Below are 15,245 nucleotides of genomic sequence, written 5' to 3' on the forward strand. Positions count from 1 at the left end.
GACTAATTTTTTTCTGTTAAGCCCCGCCGGGCGGCATTGCGCTTGCTATGCACTGAGCGCTTCGCATATTATTCTGCGGTCATAATAATAATTCTCGTTTACGTTAACGTTCACTTACTGAATCAGAGATACACTCATGGCGCGTCCAACAACTGCTCAGCCAGTCACTTTTACGCTGCGTACCGTCGCAGTCGTAGTAGCCACAGCGGTTAGCGGCATGTCTGTTTATGCACAGGCTGCCACCACCTCAAAAGAAGAAACCATCACCGTCACCACCGCCGCGCCGCAAGAGAATGCGTGGGGGCCGGCGGCGACTATCGCGGCGAAACATACCGCGACCGCGACAAAAACGGATATGCCGCTGGAAAAAACGCCGCAGTCCATTTCTGTCGTCACCGCCGAAGAGATCGCGCTGCACCAGCCGAAATCGGCGAAAGAGGCCCTGAGCTACACGCCGGGCGTCAGCGTTGGCACGCGTGGGGCGTCCAATACTTACGATCAGCTGATCATCCGCGGTTTTGCCGCTGATAACCAAAGCCAGAATAACTACCTCGACGGCCTGAAGTTGCAGGGCAACTTCTATAACGACGCGGTAATCGATCCCTATATGCTGGAACGCGTTGAGTTGCTGCGCGGGCCAACCTCCGTGCTCTACGGAAAAAGCAGCCCCGGCGGCCTGATGAATATGGTCAGCAAGCGCCCGACCACCACGCCGCTGCATGAAATTCAGTTTAAAGCCGGCACCAATAGCCTGTTTCAGACCGGGTTTGATTTCAGCGACGCGCTGGATGACGACGGTGTTTACTCCTATCGCCTGACCGGACTGGCGCGCTCTGCTAATGCGCAGCAGGACGGGAAAAAAGAGCAGCGTTATACCATCGCCCCCTCTTTTAGCTGGCGGCCGGATGATAAAACCAATTTCACCTTCCTCTCCTATTTCCAGAATGAGCCCGACACCGGCTACTACGGCTGGTTGCCGAAAGAGGGGACCGTTGAACCGCTGCCGAACGGCAAACGCCTGCCGACCAGCTTCAACGAAGGCGCGAAGAACAACACTTACTCCCGTAACCAGAAGATGGTCGGTTACAGCTTTGAGCACGCCTTCGACGATACCTTTACCGTGCGCCAGAACCTGCGCTACGCCGAGAACAAAACCTCGCAAAACAGCGTCTACGGTTACGGCATGTGTTCTGACCCGCTCTACACCGCCGATGCAAAAAAAAGCCCCTGTGCCAGCATCGCGCCGTCGCAGTGGAACCACTACCTGACGCGCCAGTATGTGATTGATAACGAGAAGTTGCAGAACTTCTCGGTCGATACGCAGTTGCAGAGCACCTTTGCCACCGGATCTATCGACCATACGCTGCTGACCGGCGTCGACTTTATGCGTATGCGTAACGACATCGACTCGTGGTTTGGCTATGCGGGATCGGTTGCGCCATCGGATATCTATAACCTCGATCGCGGCGATTTTGATTTCGCTGCCCACTCTGGCCCGTCTGGCGCTTACCGCATTCTTAACCGCCAAAAACAGACCGGCCTCTATGCGCAGGATCAGGCGCAGTGGGAGAAGGTGCTGGTTACGCTGGGCGGCCGTTACGACTGGGCGAAGCAGAGCGCGTTTAACCGCGAGACTGGCATCACCACAACCCGTGACGATAACCAGTTCAGCTGGCGCGGCGGCGTTAACTACCTGTTTGATAATGGCGTCACGCCATACTTCAGCTACAGCGAATCTTTCGAACCGTCGTCCACCTCCGGTGCGAATGGCGCGATCTTCGCCCCGTCGAAAGGCAAGCAGTATGAAGCCGGGGTGAAATATAGCCCGAGCGATCGGCCGATTGTGCTGACCGGCGCGCTCTATCAGCTGACCAAGAGCAACAACCTGATGGCCGACCCTGCGGGATCGGTCTGGTCAGTCGAAGGCGGCAAAGTGCGTTCACGCGGCGTGGAGCTTGAAGCCAAAGCGGCGCTCTCCGCCAACCTTAACGTGGTCGGCTCTTATACCTATACGCAAGCGGAATACACCACCGATACCAAACTGAAAGGTAACACTCCGCCGCAGGTGCCAAAACATATGGCTTCGCTGTGGGGAGATTACACCTTCTATGATGGCGCGCTCTCCGGCCTGACGCTGGGCACCGGCGCGCGCTTCACCGGCTCAAGCTTCGGCGATCCGGCGAACTCGTTTAAAGTCGGTAGCGCTACCGTCGTTGATGCGCTGGTGCGTTACGACCTGGCGCGCCTGGGCATGGCGGGCTCCAATGTCGCCCTGCACGTCAATAACCTGTTCGACCGTGAGTATGTCGCCAGCTGCTTTAACAGTTACGGCTGCTTCTGGGGCGCTGAACGTCAGGTGACGGCAACCGCAACATTCCGCTTCTAATCTTTCTCTTCGGGCACGGTTCGCCGTGCCCTCTGACAAGTTGGCAACCATGCAGGAAAACAAAACGCTTCCCGATACCACCTTTCAACTGAACGATGTCACCTTTCGCGTGCCGGGACGCACGCTGCTGCATCCGCTGTCGTTGACCTTCCCGAGCGGGAAAGTGACCGGCCTGATTGGTCATAACGGCTCGGGTAAATCGACGCTGCTGAAGATGCTCGGCCGCCATCAGGCGCCCTCTGAGGGCGATATTCTGCTCGACGGGCAGCCGCTGGAGAGCTGGAGCAGCAAATCCTTCGCCCGCAAAGTCGCCTATCTGCCGCAGCAGCTGCCGCAGGCGGAAGGGATGACCGTGCGCGAACTGGTGGCGATTGGGCGTTATCCGTGGCATGGGGCGCTGGGGCGTTTTGGTGTGGCTGACCGCGAGAAAGTGGAGGAGGCAATTGCGCTGGTCGGTTTAAAACCGCTGGCACACCGGCTAGTGGATAGCCTCTCCGGTGGAGAACGCCAGCGTGCGTGGATCGCCATGCTGGTGGCGCAGGATAGCCGCTGCCTGCTGCTTGATGAGCCGACCTCTGCGCTCGATATTGCCCATCAGGTTGATGTGCTGGCGCTGGTGCACCGCTTAAGCCAGCAGCGTGGCTTGACGGTAATTGCCGTGCTGCACGATATCAATATGGCGGCACGCTACTGTGACTATTTGGTGGCGCTGCGCGGCGGTGAGATGATCGCCGAAGGCGCGCCGGAGGCGTTAATGCGCGCCGAAACGCTGGAGCAGATTTACGGTATCCCGATGGGGATCCTGCCACACCCGGCCGGTGCCGCGCCCGTGAGCTTTGTCTACTGATGGCCGGTATACCTGAACTCAGCCGTCGGCGTTTACTGACGGCCATGGCGCTATCGCCGCTGCTCTGGCAGATGCGTGGTGCGAAGGCTGCCAGCGTCGATCCGCAGCGCGTCGTCGCTCTTGAGTGGCTGCCGGTCGAGCTGCTACTGGCGCTGGGCGTGATGCCCTACGGCGTCGCCGATGTGCAGAATTACAACACCTGGGTCAACGAACCGTCGCTGCCAGCATCGGTTATTGATGTTGGCCTGCGTACCGAACCGAACCTCGAACTGCTGACGCAGATGAAGCCATCGCTGCTGGTCTGGTCGGCGGGCTATGGCCCCTCCGAAGCGAAGCTGGCGACCATTGCGCCGGGGCGCGGGTTTACCTTTAGCGACGGCAAAAAGCCGCTGGCAATGGCCCGACGCTCGCTGAATGAGATGGCGCAGTTGCTCAACAAAGAGGCGCAGGCGCGTCAGCATCTTGCGCAGTTCGATGCGCTGATGAGCGCCACAAAGCCGCGCTTTGCCCGGCGCGGCGATCGCCCGCTGTTAATGATTACCCTGCTCGATCCGCGCCATGTACTTGTATTTGGTGCCAACTGCCTGTTTCAGGAAGTGCTCGATGATTTCGGCATTCGTAATGCCTGGCAGGGTGAGCAGACCTTCTGGGGCAGCGTGGCGGTCGGCATCGATCGGCTTGCCGCCTATAAAGACGCGGATGTGATCTGCTTTGATCACAACAATGAACAGGATATGCAAAAAGTGATGGCGACACCGCTCTGGCAGGCGATGCCGTTTGTGCGGCAGGGGCGTTTTCAGCGCGTGCCGGCGGTCTGGTTCTATGGCGCGACGCTCTCCGCCATGCACTTCACCCGCGTTCTCGATAACGCGCTGGGAGGCCGGGCATGATCCGTCGCTTCTCCCTCTCATCGGCGCTGCTGCTGGCGGTGCTATTTATCCTGGCGGCCGGGTTGACCTGGTACAATCTGACCCTTGCGCTGCCGCGCGCCCAGTGGGGACAGGCGCTGTTTACGCCGAATATCGATCGTATCGATCAGATGCTGTTTCACTACAGCCTGCTGCCGCGCCTTGCGATCTCGCTGCTGGTCGGCGCCGGGCTTGGGCTGGTGGGCGTGCTGTTCCAGCAGGTGTTGCGTAACCCGCTGGCGGAGCCGACCACGCTTGGCGTGGCGACCGGCGCGCAGCTTGGCATCACTATCACCACGTTGTGGGCGATCCCGGGCGTAATGGCATCGCAGTTTGCGGCGCTGCTCGGTGCCTGCGCCGTCGGCGCGCTGGTGTTTGGCGTGGCGTGGGGAAAACGGCTCTCCCCGGTGACCCTGATTCTTGCGGGCCTGGTGGTGAGCCTCTACTGCGGGGCGATCAACCAGCTTTTGGCACTGTTTCACCACGATCAGCTGCAAAGCATGTTTTTGTGGAGCACCGGTACGCTGACGCAGACCGACTGGAGCGTGGTGCAGCATCTCTGGCCGCAGCTGCTGGGCGGCACGGTGTTAACGCTGCTGCTGCTGCGTCCGCTGACCTTAATGGGGCTGGATGATGGTGTGGCGCGTAACCTTGGGCTGGCGCTGTCGCTGGCGCGGCTGGCGGCGTTAACGCTGGCGATTGCACTCAGTGCGCTGCTGGTTAACGCGGTTGGCATTATCGGGTTTATCGGCCTCTTCGCGCCGCTGCTGGCGAAGATGCTCGGCGCACGGCGTCTGCTGACGCGTCTGATGCTGGCCCCGCTGATTGGCGCGCTGATCCTCTGGCTCTCCGATCAGGTGATCCTCTGGCTGACGCGCATCTGGATGGAGGTCTCCACCGGATCGATGACGGCGCTGATTGGCGCACCGCTGCTGCTCTGGCTGCTGCCGCGTCTGCGCAGTATGAGCGCCCCGGCAATGGATGGCGGGGATAAGATCCGCCCCGAGCGCGGGCATGTGATGTGGTTTGCGCTGGGCGGCGTGCTGTTACTGCTGCTGGCGATGTGGGCGGCGCTCAGTTTTGGCCGCGATGCCCACGGCTGGCAGTGGGCCAGCGGTACGCTGCTGGATCAACTGCTGCCCTGGCGCTGGCCGCGCATTATTGCCGCGCTGACCGCCGGGATGATGCTGGCGGTGGCCGGGTGCATTATCCAGCGCCTGACCGGTAACCCGATGGCCAGCCCGGAAGTGCTGGGCATCAGCTCCGGCGCGGCGTTTGGCGTGGTGTTGATGCTCTTCTTTGTGCCGGGCAACGCCTTTGGCTGGCTGCTGCCCGCCGGAAGCCTTGGCGCGGCGGCAACGCTATTGATCATTATGCTCGCCGCCGGGCGCGGCGGCTTTTCGCCGCACCGCATGCTGCTGGCGGGGATGGCGCTCAGTACCGCCTTTACCATGTTGTTGATGATGTTGCAGGCGAGCGGCGATCCGCGCATGGCGACGATCCTGACCTGGATCTCCGGCAGTACCTATAACGCTTCTGGTGAGCTGGTGGTGCGCAGCGCGGTGGTGATGGTGGTGCTGCTGGCGTTAACCCCGCTGTGCCGCCGCTGGCTGATGATCCTGCCGCTCGGCGGGGAGAGTGCGCGCTCGGTAGGGATGGCATTGACCTCGTCGCGTGTCGTGCTGCTGCTGCTGGCAGCCGCGCTGACGGCGGCAGCGACGATGACCATCGGGCCGCTCAGCTTTGTCGGGCTGATGGCACCGCATATCGCGCGCATGATGGGCTTTCGCCGCACGATGCCGCATATGGTCATTTCGGCGCTGGTAGGTGGCGTGTTGCTGGTGTTTGCCGACTGGTGCGGGCGGATGGTGCTGTTTCCGTTCCAGATCCCGGCGGGGCTGCTCTCGACCTTTATCGGCGCGCCGTACTTTATCTATCTGCTGAGAAAGCAGAGCCGCTAAAAAAATGCCCGGTGGCGCTAGCGCTTACCGGGCCTACGAAGGCTGAGAACACGATTTTGTAGGCCGAATAAGCGTCAGCGCCATCCGGCAATTCCCGATGGCATCACGATGGTTTTGTAGGCCGGATAAGCGTCAGCGCCATCCGGCATTTCCCGATAGCAGCACGACGATTTTGTAGGCCGGATAAGCGCAGCGCCATCCGGCAATTCCCGATAGCAGCACGGTGGTTTTGTAGGCCGGATAAGCGCAGCGCCATCCGGCATTTCCCGACGGCAGCACGGTGGTTTTGTAGGCCGGATAAGCGTGAGCGCCATCCGGCAATTCCCGATAGCAGCACGGTGGTTTTGTAGGCCGGATAAGCGTGAGCGCCATCCGGCATTTCCCCGATATCAGCAGGGCATTACAGCTTCGCGAAGGCGCGCTTCGCGGCGTCGATGGTGTTATCGATATCCTCAACGCTGTGGGCAACGGACATAAAGCCTGCTTCAAACGCGGATGGTGCCAGGTAAACCCCTTCCTCCAGCATCAGGTGGAAGAAGTGTTTAAAACGCTCAACATCACACTTCACCACATCCTGATAGCTCGTCACGCTCTGCGCATCGGTAAAGAAGAGACCAAACATCCCGCCGACATGGTTAACCACCAGCCCAATGCCCGCTTCCTGCGCGGCGTTCAGCAAACCTTCCGCCAGGCGAGTCGTCAGATCGGTCAGGGTAGAGTGAATGCCCGGCTGCGCCACTTCGTTCAGACAGGCGAAGCCCGCGGCCATCGCAATCGGGTTACCGGACAGCGTGCCCGCCTGGTAAACCGGCCCGGTCGGTGCCAGCGCTTCCATCACGTCGCGGCGACCGCCGAAGGCGCCTACCGGCATGCCGCCGCCGATGATTTTGCCAAGACAGGTCAGATCCGGCACCACATCGTAGTAAGCCTGCGCACCCGCCAGCGCGACGCGGAAACCGGTCATCACTTCATCGATAATCAGCAGCGCGCCAAACTCGTCGCACAGCGCACGAAGGCCTGGCAGGAACTCCGGCAGCGGCGGTACGCAGTTCATGTTGCCTGCGACCGGCTCAACGATGATACAGGCGATATCCTGCGGATACTGCTCGAACGCCGCGCGCACCGAGTCGAGATCGTTATAGGTGCAGGTGAGGGTGTGCTTAGCGAAATCCGCCGGTACACCGGGTGAGTTCGGCTGACCGAGGGTTAACGCGCCGGAGCCCGCTTTCACCAGCAGGCAGTCGGCGTGGCCGTGGTAGCAGCCCTCGAATTTGATGATTTTGTCGCGATGGGTAAAACCGCGCGCGAGGCGGATGGCGCTCATTGTCGCTTCGGTGCCGGAGTTGACCATACGCACCATATCCATGGTCGGAACCAGTTCGGTCACCAGCTCCGCCATTTTCACTTCCATCTCGGTCGGCGCGCCGAAGCTCAGCCCGCGGCTGGCCGCTTCAATCACCGCATTGCGGATCGCCGGGTGGTTGTGGCCCAGCACCATCGGTCCCCAGGAGCCGACATAGTCGATATAGGCTTTGCCATCGGCATCGTACAGATAAGCTCCGTCAGCCCGCTCGATAAACAGCGGCGTACCGCCAACGCCGGTGAAGGCGCGTACCGGTGAATTGACCCCGCCAGGGATAAGCTGTCGCGCTGTATTAAAGAGGTTTTCAGACTTACTCATGCTTTCATTCCTGGTTGCTGGAAAAAATCGTTGCCGCTCATTCTATGTGATTACCGGAAGCGGATGAAAGTTTTGCCGGGAAGAACGACATATTTTGCAGGGATTTTGCCCGCGACGCGGCGGCAACGGGTGGCTACAATACTCCTTTTGTATGACGTATCAGAGCCGATGTCAGAAAACACTCCCTCATTTGAACAGCAGCAGGTTGAACGACGCCGACGCAGAGATATTCTGCGCCGCATGCTGCAACGTGATAAAACGCCGCTGGCGATCCTCGTGGTGGCGGCCGTAGCGGGAACGCTTACCGGGCTGGTGGGCGTCGCCTTCGAAAAAGCGGTTAACGCGGTGATCAACCTGCGCATTGGCGCGCTGGCGCAGGTGGCGAACAGCGCTGTCGTCTGGCCGCTGGCCTTTATCGCCTCGGCGCTGCTGGCGATGATTGGCTACTTTTTGGTGCGCCGCTTCGCGCCGGAAGCGGGCGGCTCCGGAATTCCGGAGATCGAAGGCGCGCTGGAGGATCTGCGCCCGGTGCGCTGGTGGCGCGTGTTGCCGGTGAAGTTTTTCGGCGGCATGGGCACGCTGGGCGCGGGCATGGTGCTGGGGCGCGAAGGGCCAACGGTGCAGATTGGCGGCAACGTCGGGCGGATGGTGTGCGATCTTTTCCGTCTGCGCAGCGGCGAAGCGCGCCACACTCTGCTGGCAACCGGCGCGGCGGCGGGGCTCTCTGCGGCCTTTAACGCGCCGCTGGCGGGCATTCTCTTTATCATTGAGGAGATGCGCTCGCAGTTTCACTACAACCTTATCTCCATCAAAGCCGTCTTTACCGGGGTGATCATGTCGAGCATCGTCTTTCGCCTGTTCAACGGCGAAGCGGCGGTCATCGATGTCGGTAAGTTGAGTAATGCGCCGGTGAACACCCTGTGGCTCTATCTGCTGCTGGGAATGGTGTTTGGCTGTATCGGCCCGCTGTTTAACACGCTGGTGCTGCGGACCCAGGATCTGTTTCAGCGCCTGCACGGCGGGAAGACGGGAAAGTGGGTGCTGATTGGCGGCCTGATTGGCGGAACCTGCGGCGTGCTCGGCCTGATGGCTCCTGCGCTCTCCGGCGGCGGTTTTGCGCTAATCCCTATCGCCTCTGCCGGGAATTATGGCCTCAGCGCGCTGCTGTTTATCTTTCTGATCCGCGTGGCGATGACGCTGCTCTGCTTTAGCTCCGGCGCGCCGGGCGGGATTTTTGCGCCGATGCTGTCGTTAGGCACGGTGCTCGGCATGGCCTTCGGCGCGGCGAGCATGGCGATTTTTCCCCATTATCAGCTCGATGCGGCGACCTTTGCCGTCGCCGGAATGGGGGCGTTACTTGCCGCGTCGCTGCGCGCGCCGTTGACCGGAATTGTGCTAGTTTTGGAAATGACTGACAATTATCAGCTTATTTTGCCAATGATCATTACCTGCCTTGGTGCGACACTGTTAGCCCAGTTTTTGGGCGGTAAACCGCTCTATTCCGCCATCCTGGCACGTACGCTTGCCAGGCAGGAGGCCGCCGCTGAGCGTGCGCTGCCGCGGGAGAATACTTGAACGATTGACTACCCTAATGGATAATAGCCGCCATGATCGGGTCAATATTTGCCCAGGTCGACGTATTAACGGGAGCAAGACATGAGTGATGACGTAGCGCTGCCGCTGCAGTTTACCGACGCAGCAGCCAATAAAGTAAAAAGCCTGATCGCGGACGAAGAGAACCCTAATCTGAAACTGCGTGTCTACATCACCGGTGGTGGTTGCAGCGGCTTCCAGTACGGTTTTACCTTTGACGATCAGATTAACGACGGCGATATGACCATTGAGAAGCAGGGCGTTGGCCTGGTGGTTGACCCGATGAGCCTGCAATACCTGGTGGGCGGTTCGGTGGATTACACCGAAGGTCTGGAAGGTTCCCGCTTCGTGGTGACTAACCCGAACGCGACCAGCACCTGCGGCTGCGGTTCGTCGTTCAGCATCTGATTACGTGAAATGCCGGGTAATACCGGCATCTACTCTAATTTTTAACGCCCCGCTTCATCCAGCGCAAAGGTTGGCAGCTTCAGGTGCCAGCGGATCGCCGCCAGGCGAATCACCAGCGTGACGACCATTCCCACCATACTCGCTGACTCCAGCGGCACGGCAAAAACATAGAACGCCGTAGCATGGACGATGCCACCCGCAATACAGGCCGTGGCGTAAATTTCAGTGCGCAGGATCATCGGTATCTCACGCGCCAGCACATCACGAATAATGCCGCCGCCGACGCCCGTTACCACGCCCATACAGATCGCCACCAGCGGCCCGGTGCCGGCAAGAAATGCTTTATTAACGCCAATACCGACAAACACCGCCAGACCGACCGCATCCAGCACCGGCAATATCCACTTCGGCAAGCGGCGCGGCTGGCGCACTAAAATAATGGTTAACATGCAGGTGACCATCGCCACCACCAGATCGGTGGGATCTTTCACCCAGAAGACCGGTCCGTGCGCCAGCGCCATATCGCGAATGGTACCGCCGCCGACCGCGGTCACCACGCCCAGCACCAGCACGCCAAAAGGGTCCATCCGCAACTTTCCGGCAAGCAGAACGCCTGAGATGGCGAAAACGGCGGTGCCGATAATATCCAGCCAGTAGACCAGCATGGTTCATTCCCCGGTTATTTCACCTGCGCAAGGGCAGAACAGAGTTGTTGAGCGGCGAGGATAATACGCGGGCTCGCCCGTTCAAACCAGTCATCATGCAGAGAAATAATCGGCACATTCAACTGGTCGCCCCAGAACGCTTTTACGCGCGTTTGCGCCTTCTCTCCACCGGCGAGAATAATTGCCTGCGGATGGCGTGCCAGCACCTGTTCACGGCTCACCTGGGGCCAGGGCACGCGGCTTTCGGCAAAGATATTCTCCCCGCCGCACAACTCCACCACCTGGTGTTGAATCGATCCTTTCCCGCTGGTAAAGAGCGGCTGCGTGCCGAACTGCATAAAGACGCGTTTTTTCGGCTCTGCTGCGTAGCGGGACTTTAACGCCTCATACGCGCTCATCAGCTGTTGCGCGGCCTGCTCAGCCTGCGCGGGCTGTGGGCTGTAAGGGGCGAGCTGGCGCAGTGTCTGCGCGACCTCTTCAATGGAGACGGCATCGATCCACATCACGTGGATGCCAAACTTTTTCAGCTGATCGACCTGACGCTCCGGGTTGCCTCCGCGCCAGGCCAGCACCACGTCGGGCTTCAGGGCGAGGATGCGTTCGAGGTTTATCCCTTGCCAACTGGCAACCTGCTCAATCTGCGCGGCGGCGGGGGGATAGTCGGAGTAACTGCTGACGGCGACGGGCGTGATACCGGCGGCAAAAGCCAGTTCAGTATTGGCCGGAGAGAGCGAAATAACGCGCGGCGCAGCGAAGAGCCACGCCGGCAGAAACAGAAGCAGGGCGGCGAGCGCCCTGAAAAGGGGATTACCCACGTGCCAGTTTCTGCACCAGGGTTTCAACCATCAGGCTGGACTGTTTTGCCGCCACCACCAGGAACTCATCAAAGCTCAGGTGAGACTGCTGGTCCGCCACGTCGGAGATGGCGCGAACCACCACAAACGGCACGCCAAAGTTGTGGCAAACGTGAGCGATAGCGGTCGCTTCCATCTCAACGGCAACCGCCTGCGGGAAGTTGTGGCGAATTTTTGCCAGTCCAACAGAACCGTTGATGAACGCATCGCCGCTGACAATCAGCCCGCGCACCGCGTTCAGGTTCAGCTCACCGATGCAGGCTTCTGCCGCCAGCACCAGCTTCTCATCGGCTTTAAAGCCCGCCGGGCAGCCCGGCAGCTGGCCATACTCATAGCCAAAGGCGGTAACGTCGGCATCGTGATAACGCGCTTCATCAGAGACCACGATATCGCCCACTTTCAGGGTTGGCGCCAGGCCGCCTGCGGAGCCGGTATTGATAATCACATCCGGCTTGCAGTGCTCCAGCAGCAGGGTGGCGCCCATCGCGGCGGCAACTTTACCAATACCAGACTTAAGCAGGGCCACGTCTGTGCCATTCAGCGTACCGGTGTAAATTTCGCTTCCGCCAATATTCAGCGTCTGACGGTTTTCGATTTTGTCACGCAGCAGCGTAACTTCTTCTTCCATTGCACCAATGATGCCAATTTTCATGGAGATACTCGCTAATGTGATAAGGCAGGAATAGGTTTACAGGGCATAGTCTATCATGGCATACACAATTGCATGACACCCCGTGCGCCTGCGTAGAGGAGAGGAAATGGACGACATCGATTTTCGCAACAAGATCAACTGGCATCGCCGGTATCGCTCGCCGCAGGGCGTGAAAACCGAACATGAGATCCTGCGCATCTTCGAAAGCGATCGCGGACGTATTATCAACTCCGCCGCCATCCGGCGTTTGCAGCAGAAAACCCAGGTCTTTCCTCTTGAGCGTAACGCGGCGGTTCGCACCCGTTTAACGCACTCTATGGAAGTTCAGCAGGTCGGGCGCTATATCGCCAAAGAGATTTTAAGCCGGCTGAAAGAGCAGCGCCTGCTGGAGAAGTATGGCCTGGATGAGTTAACCGGGCCGTTTGAGAGCATCGTTGAGATGGCCTGCCTGATGCACGATATCGGCAATCCGCCGTTCGGCCACTTTGGTGAAGCGGCGATTAATGACTGGTTCCGCCAGCGACTGGCACCCGATGATGCCCTCGGCGAGCCGCTTGGTGACGATCGCTGTGAAGTGATGGCTCTGCGCCTGCGTGAAGGGGAGGGAACACTCAACGCGCTACGCAGTAAAGTGCGCCACGACTTAAGCCACTTCGAAGGAAACGCGCAGGGTATTCGCATGGTGCATACCCTGATGCGCATGAACCTGACCTGGGCGCAGGTCGGCTGTATTTTAAAATATACCCGCCCGGCGTGGTGGGTCGGTGATCCGCCCGCCTCCCATAGCTATTTAATGAAAAAGCCCGGCTACTATTTCTCGGAAGAGGCGTACGTTGAGCGGCTGCGTAAAGAGTTAAACCTCGATACCTATAGCCGCTTTCCATTGACCTGGATAATGGAAGCCGCGGATGACATCTCCTATTGCGTGGCCGATCTCGAAGATGCGGTTGAGAAGCGTATATTTTCCGCCGAGCAGCTCTATCAGCATCTTTACGAGGCGTGGGGTGAGCATGAAAAGGGATCGCTGTTTGCTCAGGTTGTCGAAAATGCGTGGGACAAATCGCGCGCGAATTCCATGAGCCGCAGCGCCGAAGATCAATTCTTTATGTATTTGCGCGTCAACACGCTTAATAAGCTGGTGCCCTATGCTGCCCAGCGCTTTATTGACAACCTGCCGCAAATCTTCAGCGGTGAATTCAACCACGCGCTGCTGGAAGATGACAGCAGCTTCAGCCAGCTGCTTGAATTATATAAAAACGTCGCCATTAAACAGGTATTCAGCCACCCCGATGTGGAGCAGCTTGAATTACAGGGCTACCGCGTGATCAGTGGGCTGCTGGAAATTTATCGACCCTTGTTGCAATTATCGCTGGCGGACTTTACCGAGCTGGTGGAAAAAGAGCGTCTGCGCCGTTTTCCGATTGAATCGCGCCTGTTCCAGAAACTGTCGACGCGCCACCGGTTAGCCTACGTCGAAGCGGTAAGCAAATTATCGCCTGATGACGAAGCCTATTCGGTGCTGGAGTATTATCACCGTTGTCGATTAATTCAGGACTATATTAGCGGAATGACGGATCTTTATTCATGGGATGAATATCGTCGTTTAATGGCGGTGGAATAATCCCGCTGAATTGTAAAGAGCGACAATATTTTTTTACTTTTTCCAGAGGCTTAAGGCCTGAACTTCACGCTATAAATCGACTCTGAGTGACACATACACAGCAGTTCGCGTTAATCAGAAAAGAGATTGAGAGAGATGAAAAAAACGACGTTAGCAATGAGTGCACTGGCTTTAAGTTTAAGTTTTGCGCTGTCTCCTCTGTCTGCGACGGCAGCAGAAACAGCCTCGTCAACCACCGCAACATCGCAGCAGATGCCAAGCCTCGCACCGATGCTGGAAAAGGTGATGCCGTCAGTCGTGAGCATTAACGTTGAAGGCAGCACCACGGTGAACACACCGCGCATGCCGCGCAACTTCCAGCAATTCTTCGGTGATAACTCACCCTTCTGCCAGGACGGTTCGCCGTTCCAGAGCTCCCCCTTCTGCCAGGGTGGCGGTAGCCCGGATGGGCAGGGCGGCGGCCAGCAGCAGAAATTTATGGCGCTGGGCTCCGGCGTAATCATTGACGCAGCGAAAGGCTACGTTGTTACCAACAACCACGTGGTCGATAACGCCAGCACCATCAAAGTGCAGCTCAGCGACGGGCGTAAATTTGACGCCAAAGTGGTGGGCAAAGATCCGCGCTCCGATATCGCGCTGATCCAGATTCAGGATCCAAAAAACCTCACCGCCATTAAGCTTGCCGACTCCGATGCGCTGCGCGTCGGCGACTACACGGTGGCGATTGGTAACCCGTTTGGTCTTGGCGAAACCGTTACCTCCGGGATTGTCTCAGCGCTCGGCCGAAGCGGCCTGAACGCGGAAAATTATGAAAACTTTATACAGACCGATGCCGCCATTAACCGCGGTAACTCCGGCGGTGCGCTGGTTAACCTCAACGGCGAGCTGATTGGGATTAACACCGCTATCCTCGCACCGGACGGTGGCAACATCGGTATCGGCTTTGCTATCCCAAGTAATATGGTGAAAAACCTCACCAGCCAGATGGTGCAGTACGGCCAGGTGCGCCGTGGCGAACTGGGGATTATGGGCACCGAGCTGAACTCTGAGCTGGCGAAAGCGATGAAAGTCGACGCCCAGCGCGGGGCGTTTGTTAGCCAGGTGATGCCGAACTCCGCCGCGGCAAAAGCGGGCGTCAAGGCGGGTGACGTGATCACCACGCTCAACGGCAAACCGATCAGCAGCTTTGCGGCGCTGCGCGCAGAAGTGGGTTCAATGCCGATTGGCAGCAAAGTTACGCTGGGGATGCTGCGCGACGGCAAACCGGTCAACGTGACCCTTGAACTGCAGCAGAGCAGCCAGAACCAGGTTGAATCCAGCACCATCTTCAGCGGTATCGAAGGGGCGGAGATGAGCAACAAAGGCAAAGATGGCGGCGTGGTGGTGAATGCGGTGAAACCGAATAGCCCGGCGGCGCAAATCGGCCTGAAAAAAGGTGATGTGATCCTCGGCGTAAACCAGCAGCCGGTGAAAAACATTGCTGAACTGCGCAAAATTCTCGACAGCAAACCGTCGGTGCTGGCGCTGAGTATCCAGCGCGGCGACACCTCTATCTACCTGCTGATGCAGTAATCCTCTGTAAAACCCTCTTCTCCCCAGCGGGGAAGAGGGGCTTCCCGCCCTTTTTGTGAAGCCTTCCACAACTCCACACTTCTCGCTGCCGCTTTGT

Annotated in this window: 13 protein-coding genes; 8 read left to right on the forward strand and 5 right to left on the reverse strand. The window is 58.8% G+C overall.

Annotated elements, in window-relative coordinates:
• The first annotated feature begins 136 nt into the window (after nucleotides 1-136).
• From fhuA to fhuB, 4 genes are read left to right on the forward strand one after another with little or no spacing between them, the layout of a single operon-like run.
• A complete protein-coding gene (gene fhuA, locus ABIC80_RS12860; protein WP_429177393.1) occupies nucleotides 137-2,386 on the forward strand; it encodes a ferrichrome porin FhuA in 2,250 nt (749 codons plus the stop codon).
• 49 nt (nucleotides 2,387-2,435) lie between these two features.
• Nucleotides 2,436-3,233: a Fe3+-hydroxamate ABC transporter ATP-binding protein FhuC gene (fhuC, locus tag ABIC80_RS12865; protein ID WP_023480201.1), complete on the forward strand. Its 798-nt coding sequence runs from the start codon at nucleotides 2,436-2,438 to the stop codon at nucleotides 3,231-3,233.
• A complete protein-coding gene (gene fhuD, locus ABIC80_RS12870) occupies nucleotides 3,233-4,123 on the forward strand; it encodes a Fe(3+)-hydroxamate ABC transporter substrate-binding protein FhuD (protein ID WP_429177394.1) in 891 nt (296 codons plus the stop codon). The genes fhuC and fhuD overlap by 1 nt, the downstream gene beginning before the upstream one ends.
• Nucleotides 4,120-6,102: a Fe(3+)-hydroxamate ABC transporter permease FhuB gene (gene fhuB, locus ABIC80_RS12875; protein WP_429177395.1), complete on the forward strand. Its 1,983-nt coding sequence runs from the start codon at nucleotides 4,120-4,122 to the stop codon at nucleotides 6,100-6,102. The genes fhuD and fhuB overlap by 4 nt, the downstream gene beginning before the upstream one ends.
• 132 nt (nucleotides 6,103-6,234) lie before the next feature.
• Here fhuB and ABIC80_RS12880 read toward each other — a convergent pair whose 3' ends face one another.
• Entirely contained in the window at nucleotides 6,235-6,474 is a 240-nt protein-coding gene (locus tag ABIC80_RS12880) for a hypothetical protein (RefSeq protein WP_429177397.1), read from the reverse strand.
• A 28-nt stretch (nucleotides 6,475-6,502) separates the two neighbouring features.
• Nucleotides 6,503-7,783 (reverse strand): glutamate-1-semialdehyde 2,1-aminomutase, encoded by a 1,281-nt coding sequence (gene hemL, locus ABIC80_RS12885; protein ID WP_270221330.1) that lies wholly within the window; start codon nucleotides 7,781-7,783, stop codon nucleotides 6,503-6,505.
• Nucleotides 7,784-7,951: 168 nt separating this feature from the next.
• On the opposite strand from hemL, the gene clcA reads away from it, so the two are divergent.
• Both clcA and erpA read left to right on the forward strand, forming a co-directional pair.
• Nucleotides 7,952-9,358: a H(+)/Cl(-) exchange transporter ClcA gene (gene clcA, locus ABIC80_RS12890; RefSeq protein WP_042711953.1), complete on the forward strand. Its 1,407-nt coding sequence runs from the start codon at nucleotides 7,952-7,954 to the stop codon at nucleotides 9,356-9,358.
• Nucleotides 9,359-9,439: 81 nt separating this feature from the next.
• Nucleotides 9,440-9,784 (forward strand): iron-sulfur cluster insertion protein ErpA, encoded by a 345-nt coding sequence (gene erpA, locus ABIC80_RS12895; RefSeq protein ID WP_023480429.1) that lies wholly within the window; start codon nucleotides 9,440-9,442, stop codon nucleotides 9,782-9,784.
• A 41-nt stretch (nucleotides 9,785-9,825) separates the two neighbouring features.
• Here erpA and ABIC80_RS12900 read toward each other — a convergent pair whose 3' ends face one another.
• From ABIC80_RS12900 to mtnN, 3 genes are read right to left on the reverse strand one after another with little or no spacing between them, the layout of a single operon-like run.
• On the reverse strand, nucleotides 9,826-10,449 hold the full coding sequence (locus tag ABIC80_RS12900) for a TRIC cation channel family protein (protein ID WP_023480298.1): 624 nt from the start codon (nucleotides 10,447-10,449) through the stop codon (nucleotides 9,826-9,828).
• Nucleotides 10,450-10,463: 14 nt separating this feature from the next.
• The gene (gene btuF, locus ABIC80_RS12905) at nucleotides 10,464-11,264 is read right to left on the reverse strand and encodes a vitamin B12 ABC transporter substrate-binding protein BtuF (RefSeq protein WP_429177398.1); all 801 of its coding nucleotides are present in this window, start codon (nucleotides 11,262-11,264) and stop codon (nucleotides 10,464-10,466) included.
• Nucleotides 11,257-11,955 (reverse strand): 5'-methylthioadenosine/S-adenosylhomocysteine nucleosidase, encoded by a 699-nt coding sequence (mtnN, locus tag ABIC80_RS12910; protein WP_042711574.1) that lies wholly within the window; start codon nucleotides 11,953-11,955, stop codon nucleotides 11,257-11,259. Before mtnN ends, btuF begins: the two co-directional genes overlap by 8 nt.
• Before the next feature lie 106 nt (nucleotides 11,956-12,061).
• Here mtnN and dgt point away from each other — a divergent pair, with 106 nt between their 5' ends.
• Nucleotides 12,062-13,576: a dGTPase gene (gene dgt / locus ABIC80_RS12915; protein ID WP_128483615.1), complete on the forward strand. Its 1,515-nt coding sequence runs from the start codon at nucleotides 12,062-12,064 to the stop codon at nucleotides 13,574-13,576.
• A 135-nt stretch (nucleotides 13,577-13,711) separates the two neighbouring features.
• Nucleotides 13,712-15,148, forward strand: a complete 1,437-nt coding sequence (gene degP, locus ABIC80_RS12920; protein ID WP_312277772.1) for a serine endoprotease DegP — start codon at nucleotides 13,712-13,714, stop codon at nucleotides 15,146-15,148.
• The last annotated feature ends 97 nt before the right edge of the window (nucleotides 15,149-15,245 follow it).

Source organism: Kosakonia sp. 1610, from assembly GCF_050435845.1.
GTDB classification, from domain to species: Bacteria; Pseudomonadota; Gammaproteobacteria; order Enterobacterales; family Enterobacteriaceae; genus Kosakonia; species Kosakonia cowanii.

Coding starts and splice junctions, on each gene's coding strand:
- fhuA (WP_429177393.1), top strand. CDS start 137: ATGGCGCGTCCAACAACTGCTCAGCCAGTCACTTTTACGCTGCGTACC.
- dgt (WP_128483615.1), top strand. CDS start 12,062: ATGGACGACATCGATTTTCGCAACAAGATCAACTGGCATCGCCGGTAT.
- degP (WP_312277772.1), top strand. CDS start 13,712: ATGAAAAAAACGACGTTAGCAATGAGTGCACTGGCTTTAAGTTTAAGT.
- ABIC80_RS12900 (WP_023480298.1), bottom strand. CDS start 10,449: ATGCTGGTCTACTGGCTGGATATTATCGGCACCGCCGTTTTCGCCATC.
- fhuB (WP_429177395.1), top strand. CDS start 4,120: ATGATCCGTCGCTTCTCCCTCTCATCGGCGCTGCTGCTGGCGGTGCTA.
- ABIC80_RS12880 (WP_429177397.1), bottom strand. CDS start 6,474: ATGGCGCTCACGCTTATCCGGCCTACAAAACCACCGTGCTGCTATCGG.
- mtnN (WP_042711574.1), bottom strand. CDS start 11,955: ATGAAAATTGGCATCATTGGTGCAATGGAAGAAGAAGTTACGCTGCTG.
- hemL (WP_270221330.1), bottom strand. CDS start 7,783: ATGAGTAAGTCTGAAAACCTCTTTAATACAGCGCGACAGCTTATCCCT.
- clcA (WP_042711953.1), top strand. CDS start 7,952: ATGTCAGAAAACACTCCCTCATTTGAACAGCAGCAGGTTGAACGACGC.
- fhuD (WP_429177394.1), top strand. CDS start 3,233: ATGGCCGGTATACCTGAACTCAGCCGTCGGCGTTTACTGACGGCCATG.
- fhuC (WP_023480201.1), top strand. CDS start 2,436: ATGCAGGAAAACAAAACGCTTCCCGATACCACCTTTCAACTGAACGAT.
- erpA (WP_023480429.1), top strand. CDS start 9,440: ATGAGTGATGACGTAGCGCTGCCGCTGCAGTTTACCGACGCAGCAGCC.